The sequence below is a fragment of the Nocardioides potassii genome (assembly GCF_021648885.1).
Classification (GTDB): Bacteria; Actinomycetota; Actinomycetes; order Propionibacteriales; family Nocardioidaceae; genus Nocardioides; species Nocardioides potassii.
In genome coordinates this window covers 45,704-71,559 of sequence record NZ_JAKJHZ010000002.1, presented here as the reverse complement: position 1 = coordinate 71,559, position 25,856 = coordinate 45,704, and the positions used below count along the sequence as shown (strand labels likewise).

Sequence of the window (25,856 nt, the reverse complement as noted above, 5' to 3'; positions counted from 1 at the left end):
TCGTGACAGGACTACGTCCTTCCTCGACCAGCGGGGATCAGCGGCGGCCGGAGGTCACCTCGGCCAGCGCGGGTCGCACGTCGGCGAGGTAGACCAACGAGGCGATCGTGAAGACCAGGTGGATGATCCCGAGCGGCGAGCCGCCGATCAGGATCAGCTGGGCGGCGAAGCCCAGGCCGGTGATGGCGCACCACGCCTGCTTGGTCAGCTTGCCGGCGGCCTCGTAGGCCCCGGCGGAGTAGGTGAGCGCGTTGATGAAGGCGAAGCCCTTGATCGCGAGCAGCACCACCAGCACGACGAGCATGAGCGTGCTGTTGAACGCGTAGATGTTCACGAGCCAAGAGTAGGCGACCGGACGCGGAAGGACCCCCGACCTGTCCGGCCGGGGGTCCTCGCTGGTGCGACTAGAACAGCGTCAGCTGCTCGACGTCGTCGATCGCTCTTCAGTCGCCGATCTTCTCGGCGGCGTCGGCGACGGCCTTGAGGGCGTTCGTCGCGGTCGCCTGCGCGGCGGTGGCGGTGGCCTTCGCGCTGCTCTGGGCGGTGGCGGTCTTCTTGGCCGCGGTCTTGCGGGCGGTCGTGGCGGACGCCTTCTTGGCAGCGGCGGAGCGCGTGGCCTTCTTGGCGGTCTTCTTCGGCTTCGGGGCGACCTTGGTCGCGGCGGTCCGGTCGGCCGCGGTGGCGTTGGCGTCAGCGGCCTTCTTGGCCTGGGTCGCGGTGGTCTTCGCCTTCGAGACGGTGGTCTTCGCGGAGCTCACGGTGGCCTTGGTCGACTCCTGGCGGCGGATGCGGCCGACGAGGGACTCACCGCGCTTGACGAGCTCGGAGTAGGTGGCGGTGGCGGCGGCGACGTTCTCGTCGACGAGCGCGGAGACCTTGGTGGGGTACGACTTGGCCTCGGCCTGGAGCTCGGCCACGCGGGACTCGACGGCGGCACGACGGGCCCTGGCCTCGGCCTTGGCGTCGAACTTGCGGGCGTCGGCGACGCGGGCGGTCACGTCCTTGCGGGCGTCGGCGACGCGGGTGGTGACGTCCTTCTGGGCGGCGGCGGCGCGCTTCTGCACGTCGGCCACGGCCTCGCGGACGGCCTCGACGGCGAGGTCGGTGACGCCGACGCCGGCGAGGAGCGGCCTGAGGGCCTCGGTCTTGATGTCGAACTTGGCGGTGGCCATTGCTGGTCTCCTTCTGGTGGGTGTGGGGTGGTGCTGGTCTGGTTCAGGGGTGGTCGGGCGGTGCGGCCGCGTCGCGCTCGTTGAGCGCGAGGAACGAGGCGTACACGTCGAGCAGGGACTGCTTCTGCCGCTCGGTCAGGTGGGTGTCCGCCAGGACGGCGAGCTCGACGGAGCCCGCCTGGCCGGGGTCGGGGTGGACGATGCCGGCACGGACGTAGAGCTGCTCGGCAGAGACGCGCAGCGCGCGAGCCAGCTGCTGCAGGACCTCGGCGGACGGCTTGCGGAGACCGCGCTCGATCTGGCTGAGGTAGGGGTTGCTGACGCCGACCTGGTCGGCGAGCTGGCGGAGTGACAGCCGGGCGGCCAGGCGCTGCTCCTTGAGGTAGTCGCCCAGCGAGCCCAGCGAGCCGACGACCGTGCCGCTCGTCTTCGCCGCCTTGGCGCTCTTGTCCTTGGCCATGCCTCCAGTGTGCTAACTACTGTTAGCAGATGCAAACCGGAGGGGGGTGACGGCCCTCACAAAGGCCCGTTCCACGGGAGTTCTCGGCGCTAGCTAGAAGGCAGCACGGATCACGCCGACGGGCTTGCCGCCACCGAGCAGGTCGAGGCGCCCGGTGGCCTCGACCGCCTCCGCGTCGACCCCCTCCTCCGCCAGGACGCCGGACCGGCGCAGTGCCTCAGCCATCAGCACCGGGCGGACGCGGGCAGCGCCGTCGTCGGTCTTGAGCGCCCACGCGCGGCCGTCCGGAAGGGCGACGGCGTAGCACGACTCGGCGCCCGCCTTGCCGATCAGGCCCGGGACCGCGCGGTGCAGGGCGAGCTCGTCGCGCGTGGTGCCGCTGACGAACTCGGGGTGCTGCCGGATCGCCTCGGCGACGCGGTGCTCCGGGCCCTCGGTCGCCGTCGCCAACGTCGCGTACGCGCGGGCCAGCCCCGTGAGCGAGGTGGACAGCAGCGGCGCGCCGCACCCGTCGACGGCCACGGTGGTCACGGGCTCGCCGGTCACGCGGGCGAACGTCTCGATGATCGCGACCTGCAGCGGGTGCTGCGGGTCGAGGTAGGTCGCGGTGTCCCACCCCATGAGGACGCACGTCGCCAGCATCGCGGCGTGCTTGCCCGAGCAGTTCATCAGGATCGGCGACCGCGCCCCACCGGCGCGGATGACGGCCTCACGGGCGTCGTCGTCCAAGGGATAGTCGGGCGGTGTCTGTAGCGCCGACTCGTCGAGGCCGGCGGACGCCAGCGTGCGTCGTACGCCCTCGACGTGGAAAGGCTCCCCCGAGTGCGACGCGCACGCCAGGGCCAGCAGGTCGGGCGGCAGGTCCAGCCCGAGCTCGACCATCGCCAGCGCCTGGACCGGCTTGTTGCTGGAGCGGGGGAGCACCGGAGCGGCGACCTCGCCGACCGACCAGTCGACGGTGCCGTCGGCGGCGAGCGCGACGATCGAGCCGTAGTGGTGACCCTCGACGAAGCCGGACCGGACGATCTCTGCGACGACGGGCAGACCTGCGTGGGACATGAGGCGCAGGCTACTCACCGGCGTTCTGAGAAGATGCGCGGGTGATCCAGCACTGCCCGACGCCGACCGAGCTCGACGACCTCGAGCTCCTCGTCTCCGGCGCCTACGCACCGCTCACCCGCTTCAACGAGCCCGGCAGCCCGGTCACCCTCGACCTGCCCGGCGGCGAGACCGAGGCCGAGCTCGTCGACCCCGAAGGCCTGCCCCTCGCGCGGGTGTCGAGCGACGGGAGCCTGGCGCCCCTGACGCACGCGCAGTACGGCCCCTTCCGCCGGTTGCACCTGACGCCGGACCAGGTCCGCGAGCAGCACGCCGGCGCCACCTTCGTCCGGGTCGTCGACGCGCTCACCGAGGCCGAGCTCGACGAGGTCCGCGGCCTCGGTCGCGTCGTCCTCGTCGCGCTGACCGGCACGGGCACCGCCGACCTCTCCCCCGTCGCCCTGGTGCGGGCCTCCCTCGCTGCCGCCGACCTGCTGGGTGACGCCCACGTGGTCGCCGTACCCCTCCCGTCGCACGGTGACGCCGACGTCGACCACGAGCTCGGGGCCCGGGTCGTCGCGACCTACGCCGGAGACGACCCGGTCCACGCGCTGGCCGAGCACCCCGACGATCACTACCCCGCCTCGATCGCCGAGATCGTCGCGGCCGACCGGCCCGAGCCCGAGGACCAGGGCCTCGTGCTCTTCTTCACGGGCCTGTCCGGGAGCGGCAAGTCGACGCTTGCGCGGGCACTGATGGACCTGCTGCTCGAGCAGGGTGGCCGCACGGTCACCAGTCTCGACGGCGACGTCGTACGGCGCCACCTCTCCGCCGGGCTCACCTTCTCCAAGGCCGACCGCGAGACCAACATCCGTCGCATCGGCTGGGTGGCCGCCGAGATCGCCCGGCACGGCGGGGTCGCCGTGTGCTCGCCGATCGCTCCCTTCGCCGAGACGCGCGCGCAGGTGCAGCAGATGGTCGAGGACGCCGGCGGCGCCTTCTTCCTGGTCCACGTCGCGACCCCGCTCGAGGAGTGCGAGCGTCGCGACCGCAAGGGGTTGTACGCCAAGGCGCGGGCGGGCGAGATCCCCGAGTTCACCGGGATCTCCTCTCCCTACGAGGAGCCCGAGGACCCGGCCGTGCGCGTCGACACCACCGGCCGCACCATCGAGGACGCGCTCGACGACGTGCTCGTCGCGCTGGACGAGGCCGGATACCTCCACCTGGCCCGGGGAGCCGCAGGCGCATGACCGAGCCGCTCTCGGTGCTGTTCCTCTGCACCGCCAACATCTGCCGCTCGCCCGCGATGGAGATCATCGCCCGCGACCTGGCAGGCGACGCCGACGTCGTCTTCTCCAGCTCCGGCACGCACGCCCACACCGGTCACCGGATGAACCCGGTGCAGGCGGCGACGATCCCGCACCTCGACGTCTCGGGGTTCCGCAGCCGACGGCTCAAGCCGGAGATGGTGGACGAGGCCGACCTCGTGCTCACCGCGGAGTCGATCCACCGCCAGCACGTGCTGGACGACTACGCACACCACCACCGCAAGATCTTCACGCTCGGCCAGTTCGAAGCCGCGATCGAGGAGATCCCCGACCTCTCGGGTCGTGAGCTCGTCACGGCGGTCGGCCAGAAGCGCCAGCCGGCGCACCCGGAGCTCGACGTCGCCGACCCCTACCGGCGTGGGGAGAAGGCGGCGGCCACCGCCACCGCCAGAATCACCGAGATGTTGCGCGTCGTCATCCCCCGCCTGACCGGAGACAGCTGATGGACTGGATCACCGCCACCTTCTTCTCGATCCTCGCCGCCGGCTTCTTCGTCGGCATCGTGGTCGGCCTGACCGGCATGGGCGGCGGCGCCCTCATGACGCCCGCCCTCATCTTCCTCGGCGTCGGCGAGGCCGCGACCGTCGTGACGGCCGACCTCACGGCCGCCGCGATCTACAAGACTGGCGGGGCGATCGTGCACAAGCGCGAGGGCTCGCCCAACATGCAGCTCGCGAAGTGGCTGATGATCGGGTCGATACCGATGGCCCTCCTCGGCCCCCACCTCGTGTCGTGGGTGGTCGCACCGGAGGACATCGACGACACGCTCAAGCTCTGCATCGGCTTCGCGCTGCTGCTCGCGGCGGCGACCTACGCCCTGCGCCTCTACCTCAACCTCGTGCGGGTCCGCGGCGGCGAGCACCCGGACGACAACCCGAAGATCCGGCCGCTGCCGACGCTGCTGGTCGGCGCGCTCGGCGGCCTGCTCGTCGGGATCACCAGCGTGGGCTCCGGCTCGGTGATCATGATCGCGCTGCTGATGCTCTACCCCGGCCTCTCCGCCGTACGGCTCGTGGGCACCGACCTCGTCCAGGCCGTCCCCCTGGTGCTGGCCGCGGCGATCTCGAACATCGCACTGCACGGCCTCGACTGGGCGATCCTGATCCCGCTGGTGATCGGCTCGGTGCCCGGCACCCTGATCGGCTCCGCGATCGCGCCGCGGGTCCCGCAGTCCTTCATCCGCCGCGGCATCGTCGTCGTCCTGACCATGAGCGGCGTCGCGCTCCTCGACAAGGCCGGCTGGGCACCCCTCGGCGCCGGCGAGGACGAGACGCACCCGATGCTGATCGCCGGCGTGGGTCTGTTCGTCCTGCTGGTGCTCCCGATCGTCTGGGGCTTCATCCGCAAGTCCCAGGGCCTGCCGATGTTCGGCTCCCCGACCATCGCCCAGCTCGAGGACCCCGGCTACCGGCCCGGCGTCGTTGGCATGAAGAAGGTCGACGACTCCTGACGCACGCTTCGTGGCGCCGATCGAGAACTTTCGTGCACCAATCGCCAAGCAGTCCGTCGGCGTGTGATCGAGAACTTTCGTGCGCGGCCCGACGCCCAGACCCAGGCCTCGGTGATCGAGAATTATCGCTCACGGAGACCCTCAGCAGCGGCGGACCGGTGAGCGAAAGTTCTCGATCAACCACCGAGGGATGCCACCGCACGGTCCAGCAGGGCCTCGGCGTGCTGAGCCGTGCAATCAGGGTCGAGCAGACGCCTGAGGCTCAGGCCCAGCAGCAGGGACTGGACGATCTCAGCGCGAAGCGACGCCTCTCCCTCATGACCACCCGTTGTCGGCACACCGCTCCGAACCAGCTGGCGGACGACCTCGTCGTGCTCGTGCCACCAGGTTTCACACACGGCTTGGCGGACGACGGGATGCATGGGTTCCCCCGATGAAGCGAACGTGAGGCAGGCCAGCCATGCTCGTGCGTCCTGGAGATCGGCGTCGTCCTGGGGGATCCACCGACTCCAGCCCTCCTCGGCGTAGCCAGGCGGGTAGGTCCTCTGGCGCGCGAGGACGAGCCGGGCAACGAGGCGCTCCTCGCCGTCGGCCCACGCGCGGAGGCGACGCGAGATCGTCGGCTCCGACACCAGGGCGTGACGGGCCAGGTCACGTCTGGCCGGAAGCCGGAGCCCGCTGGCGTTGATAGTCCAGTAGAGCGACTCGGCCAGGGAGCTCAGCGTGGACTCGCGGGAGCTCAGGTGGCGGGGAATGCGTGGCAGCTGGTGCACCCTGCCACCCCACCAGCGATCGGGCCCGGAGGAAAACGGTCCTCCACAGGCTCAGGACAGGCCGAGGAGCTCCCGGCACTGGGCGGGTGACATCGGGGTGCGCTGGGCGATCCGGCCGAGGTCGACGGCGCGCTCGACGAGCTGTGCGTTGGACTCCACCGGTACGCCGCGGCTGATCGTCAGCACGTCCTCCATGCCGACGCGCAGGTGGCCGCCCATCGAGAGCGAGGCCATGGCCACGGCGAGGGTCGAGCGGCCGATGCCCGTCGCGGACCACGAGGTCACCTCGGGCGGGAGTGCCGCCACACCGGCGACCAGGGCCGGGGCGGTGCCGGGCATGCCGCCGGGCACCCCCATCACGAAGTCGACGTGCACCTTGCCGCCGGTGGGGACGCCGTACTCCCGGATCAGCCGCCCGAGGGCGTGCACCTGGCCGAGGTCGAACAGCTCGAACTCCGGCGCCACGCCTCGGGAGAGGGCGAGCTGGTAGAGGTCCTTGACGAACGGCCACGGGTTGAGGAAGACGTCATCGCCGAAGTTCGTCGTGCCCATCGTCAGGCTGCACGAGTCGGGCTCGGCGTCGAGCACCTTCAGCCGCTCGTCCAGCGGGTCGTGGACGGAGCCGCCGGTGGAGAGCTGCACCACGAGCGACGACGACTCGCGCACCGCCGCCACCCACTCGCGCAGCAGCGCCTGGTCGAGCGTGGGCGCGTGCTCCCCATCGCGGACGTGGAGGTGGATCATGGCGGCGCCGGCCGCCTCGCACGCGGCCGCGGTGCGCGCGATCTCCTCCGGGGTGGTGGGGAGCTGCGGGCAGTCGGCCTTCGCGGTCTCGGCGCCGGTGGGCGCGACCGTGATCAGGAGCGGGTCAGTCATCATTTCCTCGGTGGTCGAGTAGCGAGCGCAGCGAGCGTATCGAGACCATGTCACCATGCGCGCAGTCATCCAGCGGGTCCTCTCCGCCAGCGTCCGCGTCGACGGCGAGGTGGTCGGCGAGCTCGGCTCCCCCGGCCTCCTGGTCTACCTCGGCGTCACCCACGACGACGGGCCGGGCGAGGTGGCGTGGACGGCGCGCAAGATCTGGGACCTGCGCCTCCTGCGCGAGGAGACGAGCGCCAGCGACGTCGGCGCGCCGGTGCTGGTCGTCAGCCAGTTCACGCTGTACGGCGACGCCCGCAAGGGCCGGCGGCCGACCTGGCAGGCGGCCGCGCCCGGGCCGGTGAGCGAACCGCTCTACGACGCGGTGTGCGCCGAGCTCGAGCGCCTCGGCGCCCACGTCGAGCACGGCCGGTTCGGCGCGGACATGCGCGTGGAGAGCGTCAACGACGGGCCGATCACCCTGGTCCTCGACTCGCCGTGATCAGCCCTCCTCGGGACCGGTCTCCCACACGCGCGCCCAGTCGACCTCCATGGTCTCGGGCAGCTCACCGTTGAACCGGGGCAGCTCGTAGTCCGACGACAGCAGGCTCAGGATGAGGAACTCCTCGCGCCCGGAGGTCTCCCCCTCGATCCGCTGCGTCACCTGACCGTCGATCCGGAAGACGTACTCCTCGGGCGTCCACTCGACGGAGAACACGTGGTACTTCTCGGCCCAGTCGTCGCCGAGGTCATCGACGTCCGGCAGCCATCCGCCGAGCGTCTGCTTCTTGCCGGCCTTGTCCAGGAAGTAGGTGAAGCTCGTCAGGCCGCCCTCTGGGTGGTCGTCACCGAAGTACTCCATGATGTCGATCTCGGCGCCGCCGGCCTTCGGGCCACCGGGCTGCTGCCCGCCGACCGCCTGCATCCAGAAGGCAGCGTGCTGCCCGCGCGCGGACTGGGTGCGGATCCGGGCCGCGGCGTAGCCGTAGGTGAAGCCGAAGATGCTCTCGGTGCCGACATGTCCGTTGATCCGGTAGGGGAACATCTTGCGGCGTCCGGGCAGCTGGCACTCGCCGCCGGCCGGGTCCTCCTCGACGCTGAGCACGAGGACGCCGTCCGTCACCTCGGCGGCGCTCGGGTCAGCGTGGGAGCAGGTGCGGACACCGGTGCGGCCCTGCTGGCGGGTGCGCCACTTGGCGTCCGGACCGCCGTCGACGCTGTCGGCGTCGTCGAACTCGTCGGTGAACGTCGGCTCCGGCGCGTCGCTGGTGTCGACCTCGGTGCCGATCGCGTCGTCGCCGTCACCCGTCACGACGACCAGCGTGCCGGCCGTGTCGCTCGTGAGGGCGACGTGCCCGTCGGCGTCCGTCTCGCCCTCCGAGACCTCGTCCCAGTCCCCGCCATCGGTCTTGGCGAGGAGGGTGACGGTCGTGCCTTCATCGACCCCGGCGACCGTCGCGTCGACGACCCACGACGCGTCGTCCGCGGACTCCACGTCGTCGCCGTTGGCCGCGAGCTGGGGCAGCACCCGCGCCTGCACGTCGTCGCTCGTCGTGTACGACGGCCGCTCGCCGTCGCTGCTCGGTGACGAGGAGCAGCCCGCGAAGGTGGCTGCCGCCGTGATGAGGGCCACGGCGGACAGGGTGGTCCTGCGGGGCCTGCGCGAAGAGGCGGGACGTGCGAGTCGGAGGCGACGGCTCATCCGGCGAGTCTCGCCGACTCGGTCGCGCGAGCGCGAATCGTCCACGCGGTCGCCCGTCGCTACGATGATGGCTGCTGTCCCGAGAGAGGCCCTCCCTGCGTCATGACCAACACCCACGTCGACTACCAGCTGAGCCAGCTGGACCAGCTCGAGGCGGAGTCGATCCACATCTTCCGTGAGGTCGCCGCCGAGTTCGAGAAGCCGGTCCTGATGTTCTCGGGTGGCAAGGACTCCATCGTCATGCTCCGCCTGGCGGAGAAGGCGTTCTTCCCGGCGAAGCTGCCGTTCCCGCTGCTCCAGGTCGACACCGGCCTCGACTTCGACGAGGTGCTCGCCACCCGTGACTCGTGGGTGGACCGCCTCGGCGCCCGGATGATCGTCGCGACCATCGACGAGGCCATCGCGGCGGGCCACGTCGTCGACGACGGCAAGACCAGCCGCAACCGCATGCAGATCGGCACGCTGCTCGGCGCGATCGAGGAGAACGGCTTCACCGCCGCCTTCGGTGGCGGCCGCCGCGACGAGGAGAAGGCCCGCGCCAAGGAGCGCGTCTACTCCCACCGCGACGACTTCGGCCAGTGGGACCCGAAGAACCAGCGGCCCGAGCTGTGGAGCCTCTACAACGGCCGCATCCACGCCGGCGAGCACATGCGGATCTTCCCGCTGTCCAACTGGACCGAGCTCGACATCTGGAGCTACATCCACCGCGAGCAGATCGAGATCCCGTCGATCTACTTCGCCCACGAGCGCGAGGTGATCGAGCGCGACGGCATGCTGCTGTCGGTCGGTCCCGAGATCCAGCCCAAGGCCGGCGAGACCCCCGTGACGAAGACCGTGCGCTTCCGCACCGTCGGTGACCGCACCCAGACCGGGTGCGTGGAGTCCGAGGCTGCCGACACCGCCGCCATCATCGAGGAGATCGCCGTCGCCCGGGTGACCGAGCGCGGCGCCACCCGAGGCGATGACCGCTTCTCCGAGGCCGCCATGGAAGACCGCAAGAAGGAGGGCTACTTCTGATGGCCACCCCGGACACCACCCCGACCACCGCCGGCGCGGACGCAGCCGCCGTCACCGAGAACGCCGACCTGCTGCGCTTCGCGACGGCCGGCTCCGTCGACGACGGCAAGTCGACCCTGATCGGTCGGCTGCTCCTCGACTCCAAGTCGATCTTCGAGGACCAGCTCGAGGCGGTCGAGACGACCAGCCAGTCCAAGGGCTACGACTACACCGACCTGGCGCTGCTGACGGACGGCCTCCGCTCCGAGCGCGAGCAGGGCATCACCATCGACGTGGCCTACCGCTACTTCGCGACGCCCAACCGCAAGTTCATCATCGCCGACACCCCGGGCCACATCCAGTACACGCGCAACATGGTCACCGGCGCCTCGACCGCCGACCTGGGCCTTGTGCTCGTCGACGCCCGCCAGGGCCTCACCGAGCAGTCGCGCCGCCACGCGGTGCTGCTGTCGCTGCTCCGCGTGCCGCACCTCGTGCTGGCGATCAACAAGATGGACCTCGTCGACTGGTCGCAGGAGGTCTACGAGAAGATCCACCGCGAGTTCACCCAGTTCGCGACCAAGCTCAACATCCCCGACCTCGAGGTCATCCCGATCTCGGCGCTCCAGGGCGACAACGTCGTCAACCGCTCCGAGAACACGCCGTGGTACTCAGGCCCCACGCTCATGCACCACCTCGAGCACGTCCACGTCGCCTCCGACCGCGACCTGGTCGACACGCGCTTCCCGGTGCAGTACGTCATCCGGCCCAAGTCCGACCAGTACCACGACTTCCGCGGGTACGCCGGCCAGGTGGCCGGCGGCGTGCTGAAGAAGGGCGACGAGGTCGTCGTGCTGCCGAGCGGCATGACGTCGACCATCTTGCGCGTCGAGCTCTTCGACCAGGAGGTCACCGAGGCGTTCCCGCCGATGTCGGTCACCGTGCACCTCGAGGACGACGTCGACGTGTCCCGCGGCGACATGATCGCCCGGCCCAAGAACGCCCCGAAGCCGAGCCAGGACATCGACGCGATGGTGTGCTGGATGACCAACGAGCCGCTGCGTCCGCGCCAGAAGCTCGCGATCAAGCACACGACCCGCACCGGTCGCGCGATGGTCAAGGACATCCAGTACCGCCTCGACGTGAACTCGCTGCACCGCGACCAGGAGGCCGGCGAGCTCGGCCTCAACGAGATCGGTCGCGTCCAGCTGCGTACGACGGTGCCGCTGCTGTGCGACCCGTACTCGAAGAACCGGACCACTGGGTCGTTCATCCTGATCGACGAGGCGACCGGCGTGACCGTCGGCGCCGGCATGATCAACAGCGGCAGCTGAGCAGCAGGGACGCTCAAGCCGCGGTCAAACGCGGCACGTGAGACCTACGTTCGTCGAACCCCTGAGCTCACCTGAATGGGGCAGCAAAGGATCTCCTAAGTTAATACTTGACCCAATTCAACGGATTTCAGTCAAACGTGCCGCACAATGGCCCTCATGGACTCGCGACTTGCGGCTGTGCTGGCGCAGACCGACCGTGTGGAGCTGGGCGGACGGTTGCGCGCTGCGCGGCAGGCGCGCGGCCTCACGCAGGGTGAGGTGGCCGACGACCTGATGTCCGTGGCCTACCTCTCCCGCATCGAGTCCGGGCACCGTCAGCCCACGGCCCTGGCGCTGGAGACGCTGGCCGTCCGTCTCGACGTCACCGTCGAGTCCCTGCTCGGGGTCGCGGACCGTCGCGAGATCCACGAGATGCGTCTCGCTCTCGACTACGCCGAGCTCTCCCTCGAGTCGGGCCAGCCCGAAGAAGCGGAGAAGCACCTCAGCAAGGCGCTCGACGCGCTCGCCAGCAAGGAGATGGAGGGCATGCGCGAGCGCGCGCGCCTGCTCCACGCGCGAGCCCTGGAGGCCACCAAGCGCGAGGACGACGCGGTCCTCGAGCTCGAGTCCCTGCTCGAGGACACGACGACCAACGGCATGACCAGGATCAAGGCGGGCATCGCGCTGAGCCGCATCTTCCGGGAGACCGGCGACCTCGGCCGCGCCATCGAGTGCGGCGAGCGGGTCATCGCGCAGGTGGAGGACGCCGGCCTCGCCGCGTGCGACGAGGCCGTCCAGCTCGCCGTGACCGTGGCGGCCGCGCACTTCGAGCGGGGCGACACCGGACACGCGGTGCGGCTGTGTCGCAAGGCGATCGCCCGCGCCGAGGCCCTCGGCTCGCCGCGTGCGCGCGCCTCGGCCTACTGGAACGCCAGCGTGATGCAGGGACGCCGGGGCGACGCCGCAGCCGCCGTACCACTCGCAGAGCGTGCGCTTGCGCTCATGAGTGAGGGGCAGGACGCCCGCAACCTCGCGCGCCTGCGCACCGAGGTGGGGCGGCTCCAGCTCGAGCTCGACCCGCCGGCCCTGGCCGACGCACGCCACAACTTCGAGCAGGCTGCCTCCGACATGAAGTGGAGCAGCGCCAGCCCCATCGACGTCGCCTACACCTTGCTCGGTTTGGCTCGGGTGGCCTTCATCGCCGGCGATCACGACGAGAGCCGTGAGCTCGTCGCTCAGGTCCACGCGACCACCGAAGGCCACGCACCGATCGTCGAGGCCGAGGCACTGACCCTCGAGGGCCGGACCTACGCGGCCGAGGGGGCGACTGAGCGCGCGGCCGCGTCCTACCAGGACGCAGTGCTCAGGTTGTCAGCCATTGGCTCCGACCAGGAAGCCGCGCAACTGTGGTTCGACCTCGCTGACCTCCTCAACGGAGTCGGCATGCACGAGGCCGCCCTGGATGCCTACCGCCGGGCGGCGGTGTCGTCCGGACTGCGGGCGCGCGTCGCCACGACGACGTACGCCCGCAGCTGAGCCGTCGGGCCGTCAGGCCCCGCTCAGAGAACGAGGGATCAGCAGCACCAGACGCTGCGCGCCGTCTGCTTCGCAGGCGCGGCGTCAGCGGGAACGGTCATGCCGGCGACGCCGACGATCGCGATGAGGGCAACGACGAGGCGGGGGGCCTTGGTCTTCATGTGGGTCTCCAGGGGTTTGTTGTGCTGTGTGGGGTTGGTGAGCAGCGTCCCGCGAGAAAGCTGTCGAAAGAAATAGTCCCAAAACCTGTGCAGAGTGTGTCGTGCTTTGGCAAACTTAGGCAAGAGCCGTTGGCAAATGCTCCTGATGGCAGTTGTTGGCGACAGCCTCGCGGGATGGCCCCCACCTCGCGAGACACGCACCGGACCCCACCCGGTACGCGCCCGGACCCCTCGCACTCGTGCGGGGGGTCCTCGCGTTTCCCGGGCTTCGTCCGGCTCGTTGCCGCCTGCCGGTCCGGAAACGGTAGGGCGCGTGTGCCCCGCCACTTGCCTCGTGCGGCATACCTGCGGGCAACCTGAGCCGGACCGCCGCCGGCTCTGGACACGGGATGCGTGCTGGTCTGGACCGCCGGCGACGGAATCGGTCGTCAGTGGCGCTGTCTAGAGCGCGGTCCGCGGGAGCAGCACGCGCACCGTCGTGCCCTCCCCGGGCTCGCTCGAGATCGAGACCTCCCCGCCGTGGGCCTCCACGATCGTCCGCACGATGGCCAGGCCCAGACCGGTGCCCCCGACCTGGCGCCGCTGGGCGTTCTGGCCGCGGAAGAAGCGCTCGAAGACCTCCGGGAGGTCGTCCGGGTCGACGCCGTCGCCGTCGTCCGCCACCGTGATCGTCACGGCCCCGGGGGTCTCCTCCACCACGACCCGGACCCGGCCACCGGGCCGGCCGTAGAGGATCGCGTTGTCCAGCAGGTTGTCCAGCACCTGACGCAGGCGCAGACCGTCCGCGACCATCTCGAGGCGCTCGGGGTGCTCGAGCACCAGCCCCACACCCGCACCGTCAGCGGCGACACCCGCCGCATCGACCGCCTCCCGCACCACACGCACCACGTCGGTCGGGTGCGGGTCGATCACCTGCGACCCGGACCCCGCGCGGGTGGAGAAGATCAGGTCGGCGACCAGGTGCGAGAGCCGCAGCACGTTGCGGCGCGCCGCAGCCACCTGCTGGTGCGCCTCCGGCGCCGCCTCGACCGACTCGTCGAGCAGCTCGAGGTAGGCGAGCGCGGACGTCAGCGGCGTACGCAGCTCGTGCGACACCGTCGAGACGAACTCGTCCTTGACCCGCGTGGCACGGATGAGCTCGGTGACGTCGTTGTAGGCCAGCACGGCCCCGGTGAGCGACCCGCTGCGGTCCCGCACGGTTCGCGCCGACACCGAGAGGGCGCGACGCGAGGCCGGCTCCTCGCCGATCCAGATCAGGAGGTCGTCGAACTCCTCCCCCTCGCCGTGGGTGGCGCGCGCGCACGGAAACTGCTCGAACGTCAGCGCTGCCTCCTGGTCGGCGTCGTAAACGAAGCCGAGCTGCCCGGCGCGGCCGCCGTGACCGTCGGGGAAGGCGATGTCGAGGAGCTCCTGCTGGCGGTGGTTCCAGGCGCTGTACGTGCCGTCGGCGTCGACCAGGAGCAGCCCCACCGAGACGCTGCCGAGGATGGCCTGTCCCTTGCTGATGAGGTCGTGGGTGGTCTCCTCGGCGGCGTCGAGGCGCTCGGCGAACGCGTGCACCTCGGTGCGGTCGATGATCTGCATGATGAACTGCAGCGGCACACCGTCGGTGTCACGCAGCAGGAGCGCCGACAGCTCCCCCTGCAACAGGCTGCCGTCGGAGCGGAAGCACCGCTTGGGCACGCGGTAGGACGTCGTCGTGCCCGCCATGGCCTGGCGCATGAGGTCGAGGTCGGTGGCGAGGTCGTCGGGGTGGGTGAGGTCGGCCACCGAGCGCTGCGCCAGCTCGTCGGGGTCGTAGCCGAGCATCTCGCCGAGCGCCGTGTTGGCGGCGAGGATCTTCCCGTCGGTCGAGACCAGCGCCATCCCCACAGGAGAGTGCTCCATGGTCAGGCGCCACAGCTCTCCGGTGTCGAGGACACCGGAGAGAGCGTCCATGAGGACCCTCCTTCCCCTGCCACCCCACGGTACGAGGAAGCGCAGTCTTCCACCTCGGCTTGCCCGGAACCATGCCGAAAATGCGAGAACCGCCCCGTACGCCGATGCGTCCGGGGCGGTTCCGAGGAGCCGTCGGGTCAGGCGGAGACGAGCACCTGCACCTCGGCGACGGATCCGGTCGCGGCCACGACCTTGGTGTCGACGGGCTCGGCCTTGGGCGCGAGCGTCCGCAGCGTCCACTCGCCGTCGCCGGCGAAGAACCGGAAGTGTCCGGTCGCCGAGGTCGGCACCTCCGCGGTGAACTCGCCGCTGCGGTCGAGCAGGCGCACGTAGGCGTTGCCCACGGGCTCTCCCCCACCGTCAGCACCGCCGCGCAGCACCTGGCCCTGGATCACGGCCTCCTTGGCGACGTTGACGCCGTCGAGCGACAGCCCGCCCTCGGTCGCGCCGCACATCAGGCGTCGCCCCGCTCGTCACCCAGGGTGACCGGGACGCCGACCAGCGAGCCGTACTCGGTCCACGAGCCGTCGTAGTTCTTCACGTTGTCCTGGCCGAGCAGCTCCTTGAGCACGAACCACGTGTGCGAGGAGCGCTCGCCGATGCGGCAGTAGGCGATCGTGTCCTTGTCCCAGTCCACACCGGCCTCGGTGTAGATCTGCTTCAGCTCCTCGTCGGACTTGAACGTGCCGTCGTCGTTGGCCGCCTTGCTCCACGGCACGCTCGCGGCGGTCGGGATGTGGCCGGCGCGCTGCGCCTGCTCCTGCGGGAGGTGGGCCGGGGCGAGCAGCCGACCGGCGTACTCGTCGGGGCTGCGGACGTCGACGAGGTTCTGGGTGCCGATCGCGGCGACGACCTCGTCGCGGAAGGCGCGGATCGAGGAGTCCTGCTCGCTGGCGGTGTACGACGTCTTCTCGCGGCTCGTCGCCTCGTCGGTGAGCTCGCGGGAGTCGAGCTCCCACTTCTTGCGGCCGCCGTCGAGCAGCTTGACGTCCTGGTGGCCGTAGAGCTTGAAGTACCAGTAGGCGTAGGCGGCGAACCAGTTGTTGTTGCCGCCGTAGAGGACGACGGTGTCGTCGTTGGCGACACCGCGCTCGGACAGCAGCGCCTCGAACTGCTCCTTGTTGACGAAGTCGCGGCGGACCTGGTCCTGGAGGTCGGTCGTCCAGTCGAGCTTGATGGCGCCCCGGATGTGGCCCTTGTCGTAGGCGGTGGTGTCCTCGTCGACCTCGATGAGGACGATGCCGTCGGTGTCGAGGTTGTCCTCGACCCACTGGGCGGTGACGAGCGAGTTCTCGCGGCTCATGGTGGTTGTGCTCCTTGCTGTGGTGGTTCTTCGATGTCAGGTGGGTGGGTGCGTCAGGCGGTGACGCGCTTGATGAGCAGGTAGACCTCGCATCCCAGGCAGAAGGCGAAGACGGCGTTGAGCAGCGCCGCGACGAGCGCGGCGCCGACGGCAACCTGGGCGACGACGGTGGCTCCGGCCAGGAAGGCGACCAGGCCGACGAGCGCGAAGACCAGCCCGACCCCCTGCGCGAACCGGGGCGGCTCCGGCGCCTCCAGCTCGGCCGGAGGGGCGAGTCGCGGGCGGACGACGGTGCGGAAGAGCCAGGCGTACGGCGACGCCTGCACGCCGCGCACGGCACCGGTCGCGAAGACCGCGGCCTGGACGGCGAGCAGCACGGTCGCGGCCGGCTGCGGGAGAAGGAGGACGGCGACCAGCACCGCCGCGGTGATGCCGGCGGCGAGCTGCGGACCGCGAGGGTCGAGTCCGCGCGACGTCGCGTCGCTTCCGGTCCCGGTGCGGGGCGTTGCAGTCGTGGTCATGTCTCTCCTGAGGTGGTCGGCGCAGCACAGAGGCCGGGCGCACCGGGGCGACGCCCGGCGGCTGGATCCCACCGTGAGCATAGTCCAGTAACTACATGGACTTTGTGACTCAGTTGAGCGGCGGGACCGCTACGACATTCGACACAGCGCCGAGCGCACGCGGCAGTGGTCCACTGCGCGGCGTCGCGTGAGCATGGTCGAGGACATGGGGACGACAGTAGGTGAGGACCCCTCATGCATGTCGCCTCGTCTCACCATGTGGTTACTGCATCCACATCCTGAGATCAGAGACGGGTCAGCGCGCTCAGGACCTGGTCGCGGGTGGGTGCTCCGGTCGCTCGGGTGACCTCGGCGCCGCTCGCGTCGAGCACGACGGTCGTCGGTGTCCTCAGGATGCCGAGGGCGCGGGTCGCGTCGAGGTGGTGCTCGGCGTCGACCTCGACGTGCGCGACACCGTCGACGAGCCCCGCCACGTCGGCGAGGACCCGCCGGGTCGCGCGGCAGGGCGCGCAGAACGCGCTCGAGAACTGCAGCAGCGTGGCCCGCTCCCCCAGGCTCTCCCCCACCGCGGTGACGACGTCGGCGGCCGGGCGCTCGGCCGGCACGTCCTCGGCGACCGCGGCAGCACTGGTCCGTCGTACGACACGGGTGCCGCGGAAACGGCCGTCGGTCCCGAGCCGCCAGAGGCCGAACGCGAGCGCGAGCACGACGGCTGCCACGGCGATCCAGGCTCCGGAGGTCATGCGGGGCTCAACGACGGCGGACCCCGTGCGTGTTCCCGCCGGGCGGCGATCAGCCCCCGGCGAAGGGGGGCAGCAGCTCGACGACCGAGCCGGGCGCCACGACGACGGTCGCCGGGTCCTGCGAGCGCACGGGCCGGTCGCCCAACAGCACCGAGCAGACCGCCACCGTGCGCGACATCCGGTCGCCGGGGTGGCGCTCGAGCACCCGGGCGACGACGTCGGAGAGGGTCAGCTCGCCGTCGACGTCGAAGGAGTCCTCGGCCGTGCCCGCAGCCGCGCGCGCACCCGCCCAGTAGCGCACGGTGACCGTCTCACGACTTTGTTCGAGTCCCGTCCTTGCTCCCATGCCCGATATCCTTCCTCATCGCCCCAGCATCCGAGGAGGTCAGCCATGAGTTCACTCCTGCTGCTCACGGGTGCGCTCCAGCCCTCCGCAGAGGTGCTTCCCGGGCTGGCCCTGCTGTCCCACACGGTCAAGATCCTTCCCGCGCAGGGCAGCGCGCTGATCGACGCCCCCTCCGCCGACCTGGTGCTCGTCGACGGCCGGCAGGACCTCGCCGCCGCGCGGGACCTCTGCCGACTGATCCGCACGACCGGCGCCGAGGCCCCGGTCCTCCTCGTCGTCACCGAGGGCGGGCTGGCCGTGGTCGCGCACGACTGGGGCATGGACGACGTGGTGCTGCACACCTGCGGTCCCGCCGAGCTCGAGGCCCGGATCCGGCTCGCCATCGGCCGCGCCGGCGCGGAGATGCCGGACGACCCGGCCGCGCACGTCATCCACCGCGGGGAGGTGGTGGTCGACGACGCGACCTACACCGCGCGGATCGGGGGTCGCCCGCTCGACCTGACCTACAAGGAGTTCGAGCTCCTGAAGTACCTCGCCCAGCACCCGGGTCGCGTCTTCAGCCGCGAGCAGCTGCTGCAGGAGGTGTGGGGCTACGACTACTTCGGCGGCACCCGCACCGTCGACGTGCACGTGCGGCGCCTGCGCGCCAAGCTCGGCACCGAGCACGAGCACCACATCGGCACGGTCCGCAACGTCGGCTACCGCTTCGTCGTGCCCGCGCGCGAGTCGTCCGACACCTCCGTCCCTTCGGACCGCTCGTCAGCCGACGTCTGAGCCGGCTGAGTCGCCTGACCCGCCTGACCCCTCCGCGCCGTCTGGCCTAGGGTCGCGCCATGGACGAGGTCGCCGAGGTCACCCGTATCGCCGAGGCCGCCGCGGCCAGCGACGGGGCGTCACCCCTCGACGAGGCCGCCCGCATGGCCCTCGCCGACGGGGTCGCCACGGTCGTGGTCGACGGCGACGGCTTCGCACTGCTCCACGACGGCGACCTCAGCCTCGCCGTGCACCCCGGCTCTCGCGGGCGCGGTGTCGGAGCCGCGCTCCTGCAGCGGGTGTCGTACGACGGCGAGCTGGTCGCCTGGTCCCACGGCAACCACCCCGCCGCGGCGCGGCTCGCGGCGTCGTACGGCTGGGAACGGGTCCGCGACCTGTGGGTGATGCGGCGCGACGCCACGCTGCCGCTGCCGCCGCTGACGGTCCCCGAGGGACTGACGATCCGCTCCTACGTCGACTCCGACGCCGACGCGATCGTCGCGGTCAACGCCGCCGCCTTCGCCAGCCACCCCGAGCAGGGCGCGATGGACCGCGCCAACCTCGCGCGGCGGATGTCCGAGCCGTGGTTCGACCCGGCCGGCCTGCTGGTCGCGGAGGACGAGTCGGGCCTGCTCGGCTTCCACTGGACCAAGCAGCACGACGACTCGCTCGGAGAGGTGTACGTCGTCGGCGTCTCGCCGCAGGCCCAGGGCCGCGGCCTCGGGCGGGTGCTCACCCTCGCCGGGCTGCGCCACCTCGCAGGACTCGGCGTCGGCGAGGTGCTGCTCTACGTCGAGGCCGACAACGCCCCGGCTCTCGCCGTCTACTCGCGCCTCGGGTTCGCGCACGCCGACGCGGACACCCACGTGCAGTACCGCCGCCACCCCTGACCCTCCCGAGCCCGGTATCTAGGGACGTTGTGGTAGGCCCGAGGGCCGATCCACCTACCAGAACGTCCCTAGATACCCGGGTAGACGACCGATGCTCGCGGTGACGAAGGAGATTCGGGTCAGCGGAGGGGGCGGACGTGGAGGCCGACCTCGGGGTCGACGACGACCTCCTGGGCGGCGGGCATCTCGTCGACCGTGAGGGTCGCCTCGACCGGGACGTTGCGCTTCACGAGCGCGAGCGCGACCGGGCCGAGCTCGTGGTGGCGCGCGCTCGAGCCGACGAAGCCGACGTCACGGCCCTCGTAGGACACGGGCGAGCCGGGTGGCGGGAGCCGGTTCTCCGAGCCGTCGAGGTGCAGCAGCACCAGCCGGCGCGGCGGGCGGCCGAGGGTGTGGACCCGGGCGACCGTCTCCTGGCCGCGGTAGCAGCCCTTGTCGAGGTGGACCGCCGGACCGATCCAGCCGACCTCGTTGGGGATCGTGCGGTGGTCGGTGTCCAGGCCGAGACGCGGCTCGCCGCGCTCGATGCGCAGCGCCTCGAACGCCCACAGGCCGGCGGCCGGCCCGGCCGCGTCGGCGTACGCCATCAGGCGGTCGCGGGGGACGAGGTCGTAGCGCCCCGGGCCCTCCCACGGTCGCCACATCACGGCGAGGTCGTCGACGAGGGAGACCTCGGCGCGGGTCATGAACTTCATCCGCTCGAGCCAGTCGACGAGGGCCGCGCCGGCCCCCGGCTCGGTGTGCGCGGTGAACGCCTCGCCGTCGTCGACGCCGGTGAAGGCGTGCTCGACGTGCCCCTGCGGGCTGAGCACCAGCGCCTGCGTCCAGGTGCCGGGAGCGAGGCCGTCGAAGTACTGGGTCGTCAGGTTGTGCAGCCAGCTCAGCCGCTCGGGACCGGAGATCCGGAGGACGTCGCGGTGGGACAGGTCCACGAACCCGTCACCCTGCGCCAGGGCGCGCTGCTCGGTGTTGAACGAGCCGTAGTGCGCGGCGACCGGGGCGTCGATGCCGTCACCGGCGACGGCCCCGGGGAGGGCGAGGAGCGGGCTTGCCATGACCCCATCCTAGGAGGCGCCGACGCCCGGCCCCAGCGGCGAGGACGGGTCGAGCGGCGCGGGCGGCTCGTCCGCGACCTCGGGCGCGACGGTCGTACGTCCGCGCAGCTCGTCGCGCAGCCAGAAGGCGACGTGACCGGCGCCCGCGAAGGTGGCGAGGCCGATGACGAGGAAGATCCAGCGCCAGTCGACCAGCGACACCAGCACCGCGCCGAAGGCCAGCGAGATCGCGCTCGGGACCGTCATCACCACCTCGGCAGCGGTGGAGACCCGCCCCATCAGGCGCTGGGGCGTGCGTCGCTGGAGGATCGTCATGTAGGCGACGACGAGCAGCGGCAGCGAGGCGCCGAAGAGCACCACGCTGACCAGCACCCCGGCGATGACCGGTGACGCGGCGATGCCGAGGGCACTCGCGCCGAGCAGGACCAGCGCGAGCGTGCTCGTCGCGACCTCGCCGAAGCGTCGTACGCATCGCGCGGAGAGCACCCCTCCGGCGACCGCGCCGATGCCCTGCACGGACACGATGACGCTGACGTAGGTCGCCTCCTTCCCGAAGTGGTCGGTGAGGGCGAAGATCGCGGACTCGGTGAAGCCGAGGACGAGCATCGAGAGGCCGAAGCCGATCAGCAGGTTGCCGAGGACCCGGTCGTGCACGAGGTGGGTCAGGCCCTCGGTCAGCTGGGTCCAGTACGCCGACTCCTCCCGCTCGGGCGCCTCCTCGTCGACCGTGATGGTGGAGATCACGGCGGCCGCGATGACGAACGACGCGATGTCGACGAGCGCGACCGCCCAGCCGCCCAGCCAGGCGAAGAGCGCGGCGCCGAGGAGCGGGCCGAAGAGGCGGTAGGACTCCTTGATCGTCTGGAGGCTGGAGTTGGCCTCGACCAGCAGGTCGTCGGGCATGAGCTCCTTGAGGAGGCCGTTGATGCCGGCGGGCAGCACGACGAAGCTGACGCCGTAGAGTCCCGCGACGGTCCAGATGATCCAGACGTCGCCGGCGTCGCGCACCAGGAGCAGCGGCAGCACCGCGACCGCGGTGAGCAGGTTGCCCCACACGAGCATCGGCTTGCGCCTGAGGCGGTCGATCCACACGCCGACGAGCGGTGCGAAGATCGCCGGGATGCACATGAAGAAGAAGGTGAAGCCCGCCATCGCGCTCGAGCCCGTCAGCGTCTTCACCCAGATGCTGAGGACCAGCAGCATGATCGAGTCGCCGAGCATCGAGGTGGAGAGGCCGGCGAACAGCCGGGTGAAGCCGGGCTGGGCGAAGGCGGCCCTCACCGGGTCACCTCGACGGCGGCACCCCACGCCACCATCTCGACCAGGCGGGAGCCCTCCGGACGGGCCGAGGGATCGGCCATCCGGTCCTCGTAGGCACGGATCAGCTCGACGACCCGGTCGTTGACCTCCCGCAGCTCATCGACCGTGAGCCACCCCATGGTCTGCGTGAGGCGGTTCGCCTCGCGCCAGGCCGGCACCGTCTCCGACACGTCGGCGCGCAGGTAGCGGTCGACCCAGCGCTCCATCATCGCCCGGGCGAGGGCCTCGCCGGCGCGCTGCTCCTCGGGCGATGCGTCGTCGTCCTCGCCCCAGCTGAGGCCCTGGTAGGCCATCTGCCACGGACGCTGGCGACCGGTGCCGCCCTCGGCCTCCTCGATGAAGGCGTGCTCGGCGAGCTTGCGCAGGTGCCACGAGCAGTTGGCCGGCGACTCGTCGAGCCGGTCGGCCAGCTGGCTGGCGGTCATCGGGCCCTCGGTCGCGAGCAGCTCGATGATGCCGAGTCGCACGGGATGGGCGAGCGCGGTCAGCGCACGGGGGTCACGGAGGCGACGAGGATCAGGCACTCGTCGAAAGTACTCTTTCGAAAGACTTCTTGCAATATGCGCTCAGGACTCGCAGTTGGCGCACTCCCCGAAGATCGCGAGGTGGCCGACGTCGACGACGAACCCGTCGGCGGCGAGGGCGTCGACGACCGGCTGCACGACAGCGGGGTCGTACGACCGCACCTTCCGGCAGCGGCGGCAGACCGCGTGGACGTGCTCGTGCTCGAGGTTGGAGTGGTACGTCGGCGCGCGGTCGCTCAGGTGCGTGTGGCGCACCAACCCGAGCTCCTCGAGCACCTCGAGCGTGCGGTAGACCGTCGAGGCGTTGACCGAGCTGACCTGGCTGCGCACGTGCGCGAGGACCTCGTCGGGCGTCGCGTGCCGCAGCTCCTCGACCGCCCGCAGGATGAGCTGGCGCTGCGGGGTGAGCCGCAGTCCCTGCTCCCGCAGCCGGGCGGCGAGGTCGTCGCTCATCGGTCGTCTCGGGTGGTCAGGCTCGCTTGAGCCGACCCCACGTGTGGGGCTGGAGCTCCTGGCCGACGGCGGCCATGTCGTAGGCGTAGAGCAGGTCGCCCTCCACGTTGCCGTACATCCGCGAGCCCGCGGTGACCTCCTTGGCGGTCTCGGTGAAGGAGACGCCGGCGGTGTGGAGCTCGAGCTTGCCGGCGTCGGCGGCGCCGTACCAGATCTCGGAGAAGCCGATGTTGTGCGCGAGGAGGAGCTCGACCTTGCCCGGCTCGGGGCACCGGAGGAAGCCGGTCTCCATCGCGGCGTCGCGGACGAACTCGCCCTGCTCGTCGACGATCCACGAGCGCGACATGTAGTGGAAGAACGGGCGGCCGTCGTGGGTGAAGATCAGCTCCTGGCCGAACTGGAAGGACTCGATCGTCGGGTACGCACCGTGACCGTTGCCGCGCCACGTGCCGAGGAGCCAGGCGACGGGGCCGCAGTTGGGGTGCAGGTTGTCCGGCAGCTCGAAGGGCATGGCCGTCACTCTAGTGTGGCGACATGGCTCGCTCACTGGTCGTCAAGGTCACCTGCGGCGCCGAGGAGGCCGAGCGGCTCAACCAGGGGTTCACCGTCGCCGCCGCGGCGGCCGCCGCCGGTGCCGAGGTCTCGCTGTGGCTGACCGGCGAGGCGGCCTGGTACGGCGTCCCGGGCCGCGCCGAGGAGTTCGAGCTCGACCTCGCGACGCCCCTCGACCAGCTGCTGGCGGTCGTGCTCGACACCGGGTCGGTCACCGTGTGCTCGCAGTGCGCCGCGCGGCGCGGGATCGGCGAGGACGACCTGCGCGAGGGCGTCCGGATCGCCGGTGCGGCGGTGTTCGCCGAGCAGGTGCTGGGCGACGGCGTGCAGGCCCTCGTCTACTAGCCGTTCAGGTCATCCGCCGTTCACCTCGCGGTGCCACACTGGGCCCATGCCGGACCCCGCCACCCTCACCAGCACGACCTCGCCGTCGGTCGACGAGGGGCCGGTGTCGGAGCCCTTCGGCCACCCCACCGAGACCTTCGACGTCGAGCCGCCCTACACGCCCGACGCGGCCCAGATCGAGGCCGTCGAGAAGTTCGAGGACCGGTTCATCGATCGCGAGATCTCGTGGGTGCACTTCAACCAGCGCGTGCTCGAGCTCGCCGAGGACCCGCAGCTGCCGCTGCTCGAGCGGGCCCGCTTCCTCGCGATCTTCGCCAGCAACCTCGACGAGTTCTTCATGGTCCGGGTCGCCGGCCTCAAGCGCCGCATCGCCGCCGGGGTGGCCGTGCGGGCGGCCAGCGGCCTGATGCCGCGCGAGCAGATCGAGCAGCTGTGGGCGAGCAGCCGCGAGCTCATGGAGCGGCACACCCGCGCCTTCGCCGACCTGCTCCCCGAGCTCGGCGCGCAGGGCATCGAGATCGTCCGGTGGGCCGACCTCGACCGCGAGGAGCAGAAGGTCTGCAAGAAGCTCTTCAAGGACCGGATCTTCCCGGTCCTCACCCCCCTCGCCGTCGACCCGGCGCACCCCTTCCCCTACATCTCCGGGCTGTCGCTCAACCTCGCGGTCGTCGTACGGCACCCGAAGACGGGCACCGAGCACTTCGCGCGCGTGAAGGTGCCGCCGACCTTCGGGCGGTTCATCGAGCTCGGCAACCAGCGGTTCGTGCCGATCGAGGACGTCATCGGCGAGCACCTCAAGAAGCTCTTCAACGGCATGGAGGTCCTCGGCGCGCACACCTTCCGGGTCACCCGCAACGAGGACCTGGAGGTCGAGGAGGACGACGCCGAGAACCTCCTCAAGGCGCTCGAGAAGGAGCTGCAGCGGCGACGGTTCGGCCCGCCGGTGCGGCTCGAGGTCGAGGAGTCGATGGACCCGAAGGTGCTCGACCTGCTGGTCTCCGAGCTCGGCGTGAGCCGCGACGAGGTGGTCTCGCTGCCCGGCCCGCTCGACCTGACGGGGCTGCACTCGATCGCCGACCTGCCGCGCGACGACCTGAAGTACGCCGCCTTCCTCCCCTCGACCCACCCCAGCCTGGCGGAGGTCGAGTCGGCCTCCCCCGTCGACGTCTTCGACTCGGTGGCGCGCCACGACGTGCTGCTGCACCACCCCTACGACTCGTTCGCGACGTCGGTGCAGCGCTTCCTCGAGCAGGCGGCGGCCGACCCGCACGTCCTGGCGATCAAGCAGACGCTCTACCGCACCTCGGGCGACAGCCCGATCATCGAGGCGCTCATCGACGCGGCCGAGGCCGGCAAGCAGGTGCTGGTGATCGTCGAGATCAAGGCCCGCTTCGACGAGCAGGCCAACATCCGCTGGGCCCGCAAGCTCGAGCAGGCCGGCTGCCACGTGGTCTACGGCCTGGTCGGGCTCAAGACCCACTGCAAGCTCTCGATGGTGGTCCGCGACGAGCCCGAGGGCATCCGGCGCTACGTGCACGTCGGGACGGGCAACTACAACCCCAAGACGGCACGCCTCTACGAGGACCTGGGGCTGCTGACGGCCGATGCGGAGATCGGCGAGGACGTCGCCCTGCTGTTCAACAACCTCTCGGGCATCAGCCGCAACCGCACCTACGAGCACCTCCTCGTGGCCCCGCACGGGGTGCGCGACGGCCTCGTCGCGCAGATCCACCAGGAGATCGCCCACCACCAGGCCGGCCGCACGGCGGGCATCCGGATCAAGGCCAACTCGGTGGTCGACGAGGCGGTGATCGACGCGCTCTACCTCGCCTCGCAGGCGGGCGTGCGGGTCGAGCTGGTCATCCGCGGCATCTGCTCCCTGCGACCAGGCGTGCCCGGGCTGTCGGAGACGATCCGGGTCCGCTCGGTCCTCGGCCGGTTCCTCGAGCACAGCCGGGTGTTCTGGTTCGAGAACGGCGGCGAGCCGGCTGCCTGGATCGGCTCGGCCGACATGATGCACCGCAACCTCGACCGCCGCGTCGAGGTGCTCGTCCGGCTCCGCGACGAGCAGGTGGTCGAGGAGGTCCGCGCGCTCCTCGACCTGGCGCTGGACCCCGGCACGACCGCGTGGGACCTCGACTCGGACGGCGAGTGGCACCTCCACCACGGCGAGCGGCACCTGCACGACGAGCTCATCCAGCGGCAGCGGCGACGCCGGCACTGACGTCGTACGGCCGTGGGTCCGGGCACACCCGGCCCTGGGGAGGGGCTCGCGGTTGCGCCCGCACGCGGGTCACCCCCTAGCATGAAGCACGGTTCATCCGTC

Annotated in this window: 30 protein-coding genes; 11 read left to right on the top strand and 19 right to left on the bottom strand. The window is 71.0% G+C overall.

Going from position 1 to position 25,856, the window contains the following annotated elements; genetic code table 11:
• Window positions 1–37: 37 nt before the first annotated feature.
• The 4 genes from L2K70_RS01375 to L2K70_RS01360 all read right to left on the bottom strand — a co-directional run bounded on the left by L2K70_RS01375 (window position 38) and on the right by L2K70_RS01360 (window position 2,691).
• On the bottom strand, window positions 38–334 hold the full coding sequence (locus L2K70_RS01375) for a DUF2516 family protein (RefSeq protein ID WP_236397887.1): 297 nt from the start codon (window positions 332–334) through the stop codon (window positions 38–40).
• A gap of 109 nt (window positions 335–443) precedes the next feature.
• Complete coding sequence (locus L2K70_RS01370) at window positions 444–1,172, bottom strand: hypothetical protein (RefSeq protein WP_236397884.1); 729 nt, start codon at window positions 1,170–1,172, stop codon at window positions 444–446.
• A gap of 43 nt (window positions 1,173–1,215) precedes the next feature.
• Window positions 1,216–1,632: a helix-turn-helix domain-containing protein gene (locus tag L2K70_RS01365; RefSeq protein ID WP_236397881.1), complete on the bottom strand. Its 417-nt coding sequence runs from the start codon at window positions 1,630–1,632 to the stop codon at window positions 1,216–1,218.
• Between the two features lie 93 nt (window positions 1,633–1,725).
• Entirely contained in the window at window positions 1,726–2,691 is a 966-nt protein-coding gene (locus L2K70_RS01360; protein WP_236397878.1) for an asparaginase, read from the bottom strand.
• Between the two features lie 41 nt (window positions 2,692–2,732).
• Between L2K70_RS01360 and cysC the strand changes: the two genes are divergently transcribed.
• The 3 genes from cysC to L2K70_RS01345 are packed head-to-tail and all read left to right on the top strand — an operon-like array spanning window position 2,733 to window position 5,448.
• Window positions 2,733–3,920: an adenylyl-sulfate kinase gene (gene cysC, locus L2K70_RS01355; protein ID WP_236397875.1), complete on the top strand. Its 1,188-nt coding sequence runs from the start codon at window positions 2,733–2,735 to the stop codon at window positions 3,918–3,920.
• Entirely contained in the window at window positions 3,917–4,441 is a 525-nt protein-coding gene (locus L2K70_RS01350) for an arsenate reductase/protein-tyrosine-phosphatase family protein (protein WP_236397872.1), read from the top strand. The genes cysC and L2K70_RS01350 overlap by 4 nt, the downstream gene beginning before the upstream one ends.
• Window positions 4,441–5,448 carry a sulfite exporter TauE/SafE family protein gene (locus L2K70_RS01345; protein WP_236397869.1) on the top strand — a complete coding sequence of 336 codons (1,008 nt, stop codon included), beginning with the start codon at window positions 4,441–4,443 and terminating at the stop codon, window positions 5,446–5,448. The genes L2K70_RS01350 and L2K70_RS01345 overlap by 1 nt, the downstream gene beginning before the upstream one ends.
• A 176-nt stretch (window positions 5,449–5,624) precedes the next feature.
• On the opposite strand, the gene L2K70_RS01340 is transcribed toward L2K70_RS01345, so the two are convergent.
• Together L2K70_RS01340 and L2K70_RS01335 are read right to left on the bottom strand one after the other, a co-directional pair.
• Window positions 5,625–6,221, bottom strand: coding sequence for a TetR family transcriptional regulator C-terminal domain-containing protein (locus L2K70_RS01340; protein ID WP_236397868.1), 597 nt, complete (start codon window positions 6,219–6,221; stop codon window positions 5,625–5,627).
• 51 nt (window positions 6,222–6,272) lie between these two features.
• Window positions 6,273–7,097 carry a beta-keto acid cleavage family enzyme gene (locus L2K70_RS01335; protein WP_236397864.1) on the bottom strand — a complete coding sequence of 275 codons (825 nt, stop codon included), beginning with the start codon at window positions 7,095–7,097 and terminating at the stop codon, window positions 6,273–6,275.
• 55 nt (window positions 7,098–7,152) lie between these two features.
• Here L2K70_RS01335 and dtd point away from each other — a divergent pair, with 55 nt between their 5' ends.
• Window positions 7,153–7,581, top strand: a complete 429-nt coding sequence (dtd, locus tag L2K70_RS01330; protein WP_236397862.1) for a D-aminoacyl-tRNA deacylase — start codon at window positions 7,153–7,155, stop codon at window positions 7,579–7,581.
• Here the strand turns inward: dtd and L2K70_RS01325 are convergent, their stop codons facing one another.
• Window positions 7,582–8,712: a glycoside hydrolase family 16 protein gene (locus tag L2K70_RS01325; protein ID WP_236397859.1), complete on the bottom strand. Its 1,131-nt coding sequence runs from the start codon at window positions 8,710–8,712 to the stop codon at window positions 7,582–7,584.
• Between the two features lie 171 nt (window positions 8,713–8,883).
• Here L2K70_RS01325 and cysD point away from each other — a divergent pair, with 171 nt between their 5' ends.
• From cysD to L2K70_RS01310, 3 genes are all read left to right on the top strand, one after another.
• Window positions 8,884–9,798, top strand: a complete 915-nt coding sequence (gene cysD / locus L2K70_RS01320; protein WP_236397856.1) for a sulfate adenylyltransferase subunit CysD — start codon at window positions 8,884–8,886, stop codon at window positions 9,796–9,798.
• Window positions 9,798–11,111 carry a sulfate adenylyltransferase subunit CysN gene (gene cysN / locus L2K70_RS01315; RefSeq protein ID WP_236397854.1) on the top strand — a complete coding sequence of 438 codons (1,314 nt, stop codon included), beginning with the start codon at window positions 9,798–9,800 and terminating at the stop codon, window positions 11,109–11,111. The genes cysD and cysN overlap by 1 nt, the downstream gene beginning before the upstream one ends.
• A gap of 156 nt (window positions 11,112–11,267) precedes the next feature.
• A complete protein-coding gene (locus L2K70_RS01310) occupies window positions 11,268–12,626 on the top strand; it encodes a helix-turn-helix domain-containing protein (RefSeq protein WP_236397851.1) in 1,359 nt (452 codons plus the stop codon).
• Between the two features lie 38 nt (window positions 12,627–12,664).
• Here the strand turns inward: L2K70_RS01310 and L2K70_RS20860 are convergent, their stop codons facing one another.
• The 7 genes from L2K70_RS20860 to L2K70_RS01280 form a co-directional block, all read right to left on the bottom strand.
• A complete protein-coding gene (locus L2K70_RS20860) occupies window positions 12,665–12,787 on the bottom strand; it encodes a hypothetical protein (RefSeq protein ID WP_268929993.1) in 123 nt (40 codons plus the stop codon).
• 441 nt (window positions 12,788–13,228) lie between these two features.
• Window positions 13,229–14,725 carry a sensor histidine kinase gene (locus L2K70_RS01305; protein ID WP_236397847.1) on the bottom strand — a complete coding sequence of 499 codons (1,497 nt, stop codon included), beginning with the start codon at window positions 14,723–14,725 and terminating at the stop codon, window positions 13,229–13,231.
• Between the two features lie 137 nt (window positions 14,726–14,862).
• Window positions 14,863–15,180 (bottom strand): DUF1416 domain-containing protein, encoded by a 318-nt coding sequence (locus tag L2K70_RS01300; RefSeq protein ID WP_236397845.1) that lies wholly within the window; start codon window positions 15,178–15,180, stop codon window positions 14,863–14,865.
• Window positions 15,180–16,028 (bottom strand): sulfurtransferase, encoded by an 849-nt coding sequence (locus tag L2K70_RS01295; protein WP_236397842.1) that lies wholly within the window; start codon window positions 16,026–16,028, stop codon window positions 15,180–15,182. Before L2K70_RS01295 ends, L2K70_RS01300 begins: the two co-directional genes overlap by 1 nt.
• A gap of 53 nt (window positions 16,029–16,081) precedes the next feature.
• Window positions 16,082–16,549 carry a DUF4395 domain-containing protein gene (locus L2K70_RS01290; protein ID WP_236397839.1) on the bottom strand — a complete coding sequence of 156 codons (468 nt, stop codon included), beginning with the start codon at window positions 16,547–16,549 and terminating at the stop codon, window positions 16,082–16,084.
• Window positions 16,550–16,833: 284 nt separating this feature from the next.
• Entirely contained in the window at window positions 16,834–17,292 is a 459-nt protein-coding gene (locus L2K70_RS01285) for a TlpA family protein disulfide reductase (protein ID WP_236397836.1), read from the bottom strand.
• A 49-nt stretch (window positions 17,293–17,341) separates the two neighbouring features.
• Window positions 17,342–17,638 (bottom strand): MoaD/ThiS family protein, encoded by a 297-nt coding sequence (locus tag L2K70_RS01280; RefSeq protein WP_236397834.1) that lies wholly within the window; start codon window positions 17,636–17,638, stop codon window positions 17,342–17,344.
• 45 nt (window positions 17,639–17,683) lie between these two features.
• Between L2K70_RS01280 and L2K70_RS01275 the strand changes: the two genes are divergently transcribed.
• Complete coding sequence (locus L2K70_RS01275) at window positions 17,684–18,412, top strand: winged helix-turn-helix transcriptional regulator (RefSeq protein ID WP_236397831.1); 729 nt, start codon at window positions 17,684–17,686, stop codon at window positions 18,410–18,412.
• A gap of 59 nt (window positions 18,413–18,471) precedes the next feature.
• On the top strand, window positions 18,472–19,281 hold the full coding sequence (gene mshD, locus L2K70_RS01270) for a mycothiol synthase (protein WP_236397828.1): 810 nt from the start codon (window positions 18,472–18,474) through the stop codon (window positions 19,279–19,281).
• Between the two features lie 119 nt (window positions 19,282–19,400).
• On the opposite strand, the gene ygfZ is transcribed toward mshD, so the two are convergent.
• From ygfZ to L2K70_RS01245, 5 genes are read right to left on the bottom strand one after another with little or no spacing between them, the layout of a single operon-like run.
• Window positions 19,401–20,336 carry a CAF17-like 4Fe-4S cluster assembly/insertion protein YgfZ gene (gene ygfZ, locus L2K70_RS01265; RefSeq protein ID WP_236397825.1) on the bottom strand — a complete coding sequence of 312 codons (936 nt, stop codon included), beginning with the start codon at window positions 20,334–20,336 and terminating at the stop codon, window positions 19,401–19,403.
• A gap of 9 nt (window positions 20,337–20,345) precedes the next feature.
• Window positions 20,346–21,617 (bottom strand): MFS transporter, encoded by a 1,272-nt coding sequence (locus tag L2K70_RS01260; RefSeq protein ID WP_236397822.1) that lies wholly within the window; start codon window positions 21,615–21,617, stop codon window positions 20,346–20,348.
• Window positions 21,614–22,180, bottom strand: coding sequence for a winged helix-turn-helix domain-containing protein (locus L2K70_RS01255; protein ID WP_236397820.1), 567 nt, complete (start codon window positions 22,178–22,180; stop codon window positions 21,614–21,616). Before L2K70_RS01255 ends, L2K70_RS01260 begins: the two co-directional genes overlap by 4 nt.
• A 42-nt stretch (window positions 22,181–22,222) precedes the next feature.
• A complete protein-coding gene (locus L2K70_RS01250) occupies window positions 22,223–22,633 on the bottom strand; it encodes a Fur family transcriptional regulator (RefSeq protein ID WP_236397817.1) in 411 nt (136 codons plus the stop codon).
• Between the two features lie 16 nt (window positions 22,634–22,649).
• Window positions 22,650–23,144, bottom strand: coding sequence for a heme-binding beta-barrel domain-containing protein (locus L2K70_RS01245; RefSeq protein ID WP_236397815.1), 495 nt, complete (start codon window positions 23,142–23,144; stop codon window positions 22,650–22,652).
• A 23-nt stretch (window positions 23,145–23,167) separates the two neighbouring features.
• Here L2K70_RS01245 and L2K70_RS01240 point away from each other — a divergent pair, with 23 nt between their 5' ends.
• Window positions 23,168–23,530 carry a DsrE family protein gene (locus L2K70_RS01240; RefSeq protein WP_236397812.1) on the top strand — a complete coding sequence of 121 codons (363 nt, stop codon included), beginning with the start codon at window positions 23,168–23,170 and terminating at the stop codon, window positions 23,528–23,530.
• Between the two features lie 46 nt (window positions 23,531–23,576).
• On the top strand, window positions 23,577–25,754 hold the full coding sequence (locus L2K70_RS01235; RefSeq protein ID WP_236397809.1) for an RNA degradosome polyphosphate kinase: 2,178 nt from the start codon (window positions 23,577–23,579) through the stop codon (window positions 25,752–25,754).
• Window positions 25,755–25,856: the final 102 nt, after the last annotated feature.

Excerpts from the sequence above, each read along its gene's own strand:
- L2K70_RS01370 (WP_236397884.1), bottom strand. The coding sequence starts at position 1,172 with ATGGCCACCGCCAAGTTCGACATCAAGACCGAGGCCCTCAGGCCGCTC.
- L2K70_RS01365 (WP_236397881.1), bottom strand. The coding sequence starts at position 1,632 with ATGGCCAAGGACAAGAGCGCCAAGGCGGCGAAGACGAGCGGCACGGTC.
- L2K70_RS01360 (WP_236397878.1), bottom strand. The coding sequence starts at position 2,691 with ATGTCCCACGCAGGTCTGCCCGTCGTCGCAGAGATCGTCCGGTCCGGC.
- L2K70_RS01350 (WP_236397872.1), top strand. The coding sequence starts at position 3,917 with ATGACCGAGCCGCTCTCGGTGCTGTTCCTCTGCACCGCCAACATCTGC.
- L2K70_RS01345 (WP_236397869.1), top strand. The coding sequence starts at position 4,441 with ATGGACTGGATCACCGCCACCTTCTTCTCGATCCTCGCCGCCGGCTTC.
- L2K70_RS01335 (WP_236397864.1), bottom strand. The coding sequence starts at position 7,097 with ATGACTGACCCGCTCCTGATCACGGTCGCGCCCACCGGCGCCGAGACC.
- dtd (WP_236397862.1), top strand. The coding sequence starts at position 7,153 with ATGCGCGCAGTCATCCAGCGGGTCCTCTCCGCCAGCGTCCGCGTCGAC.
- cysD (WP_236397856.1), top strand. The coding sequence starts at position 8,884 with ATGACCAACACCCACGTCGACTACCAGCTGAGCCAGCTGGACCAGCTC.
- cysN (WP_236397854.1), top strand. The coding sequence starts at position 9,798 with ATGGCCACCCCGGACACCACCCCGACCACCGCCGGCGCGGACGCAGCC.
- L2K70_RS01310 (WP_236397851.1), top strand. The coding sequence starts at position 11,268 with ATGGACTCGCGACTTGCGGCTGTGCTGGCGCAGACCGACCGTGTGGAG.
- L2K70_RS20860 (WP_268929993.1), bottom strand. The coding sequence starts at position 12,787 with ATGAAGACCAAGGCCCCCCGCCTCGTCGTTGCCCTCATCGCGATCGTC.
- L2K70_RS01305 (WP_236397847.1), bottom strand. The coding sequence starts at position 14,725 with ATGGACGCTCTCTCCGGTGTCCTCGACACCGGAGAGCTGTGGCGCCTG.
- L2K70_RS01300 (WP_236397845.1), bottom strand. The coding sequence starts at position 15,180 with ATGTGCGGCGCGACCGAGGGCGGGCTGTCGCTCGACGGCGTCAACGTC.
- L2K70_RS01295 (WP_236397842.1), bottom strand. The coding sequence starts at position 16,028 with ATGAGCCGCGAGAACTCGCTCGTCACCGCCCAGTGGGTCGAGGACAAC.
- L2K70_RS01290 (WP_236397839.1), bottom strand. The coding sequence starts at position 16,549 with ATGACCACGACTGCAACGCCCCGCACCGGGACCGGAAGCGACGCGACG.
- L2K70_RS01285 (WP_236397836.1), bottom strand. The coding sequence starts at position 17,292 with ATGACCTCCGGAGCCTGGATCGCCGTGGCAGCCGTCGTGCTCGCGCTC.
- L2K70_RS01280 (WP_236397834.1), bottom strand. The coding sequence starts at position 17,638 with ATGGGAGCAAGGACGGGACTCGAACAAAGTCGTGAGACGGTCACCGTG.
- L2K70_RS01275 (WP_236397831.1), top strand. The coding sequence starts at position 17,684 with ATGAGTTCACTCCTGCTGCTCACGGGTGCGCTCCAGCCCTCCGCAGAG.
- mshD (WP_236397828.1), top strand. The coding sequence starts at position 18,472 with ATGGACGAGGTCGCCGAGGTCACCCGTATCGCCGAGGCCGCCGCGGCC.
- ygfZ (WP_236397825.1), bottom strand. The coding sequence starts at position 20,336 with ATGGCAAGCCCGCTCCTCGCCCTCCCCGGGGCCGTCGCCGGTGACGGC.
- L2K70_RS01250 (WP_236397817.1), bottom strand. The coding sequence starts at position 22,633 with ATGAGCGACGACCTCGCCGCCCGGCTGCGGGAGCAGGGACTGCGGCTC.
- L2K70_RS01245 (WP_236397815.1), bottom strand. The coding sequence starts at position 23,144 with ATGCCCTTCGAGCTGCCGGACAACCTGCACCCCAACTGCGGCCCCGTC.
- L2K70_RS01240 (WP_236397812.1), top strand. The coding sequence starts at position 23,168 with ATGGCTCGCTCACTGGTCGTCAAGGTCACCTGCGGCGCCGAGGAGGCC.
- L2K70_RS01235 (WP_236397809.1), top strand. The coding sequence starts at position 23,577 with ATGCCGGACCCCGCCACCCTCACCAGCACGACCTCGCCGTCGGTCGAC.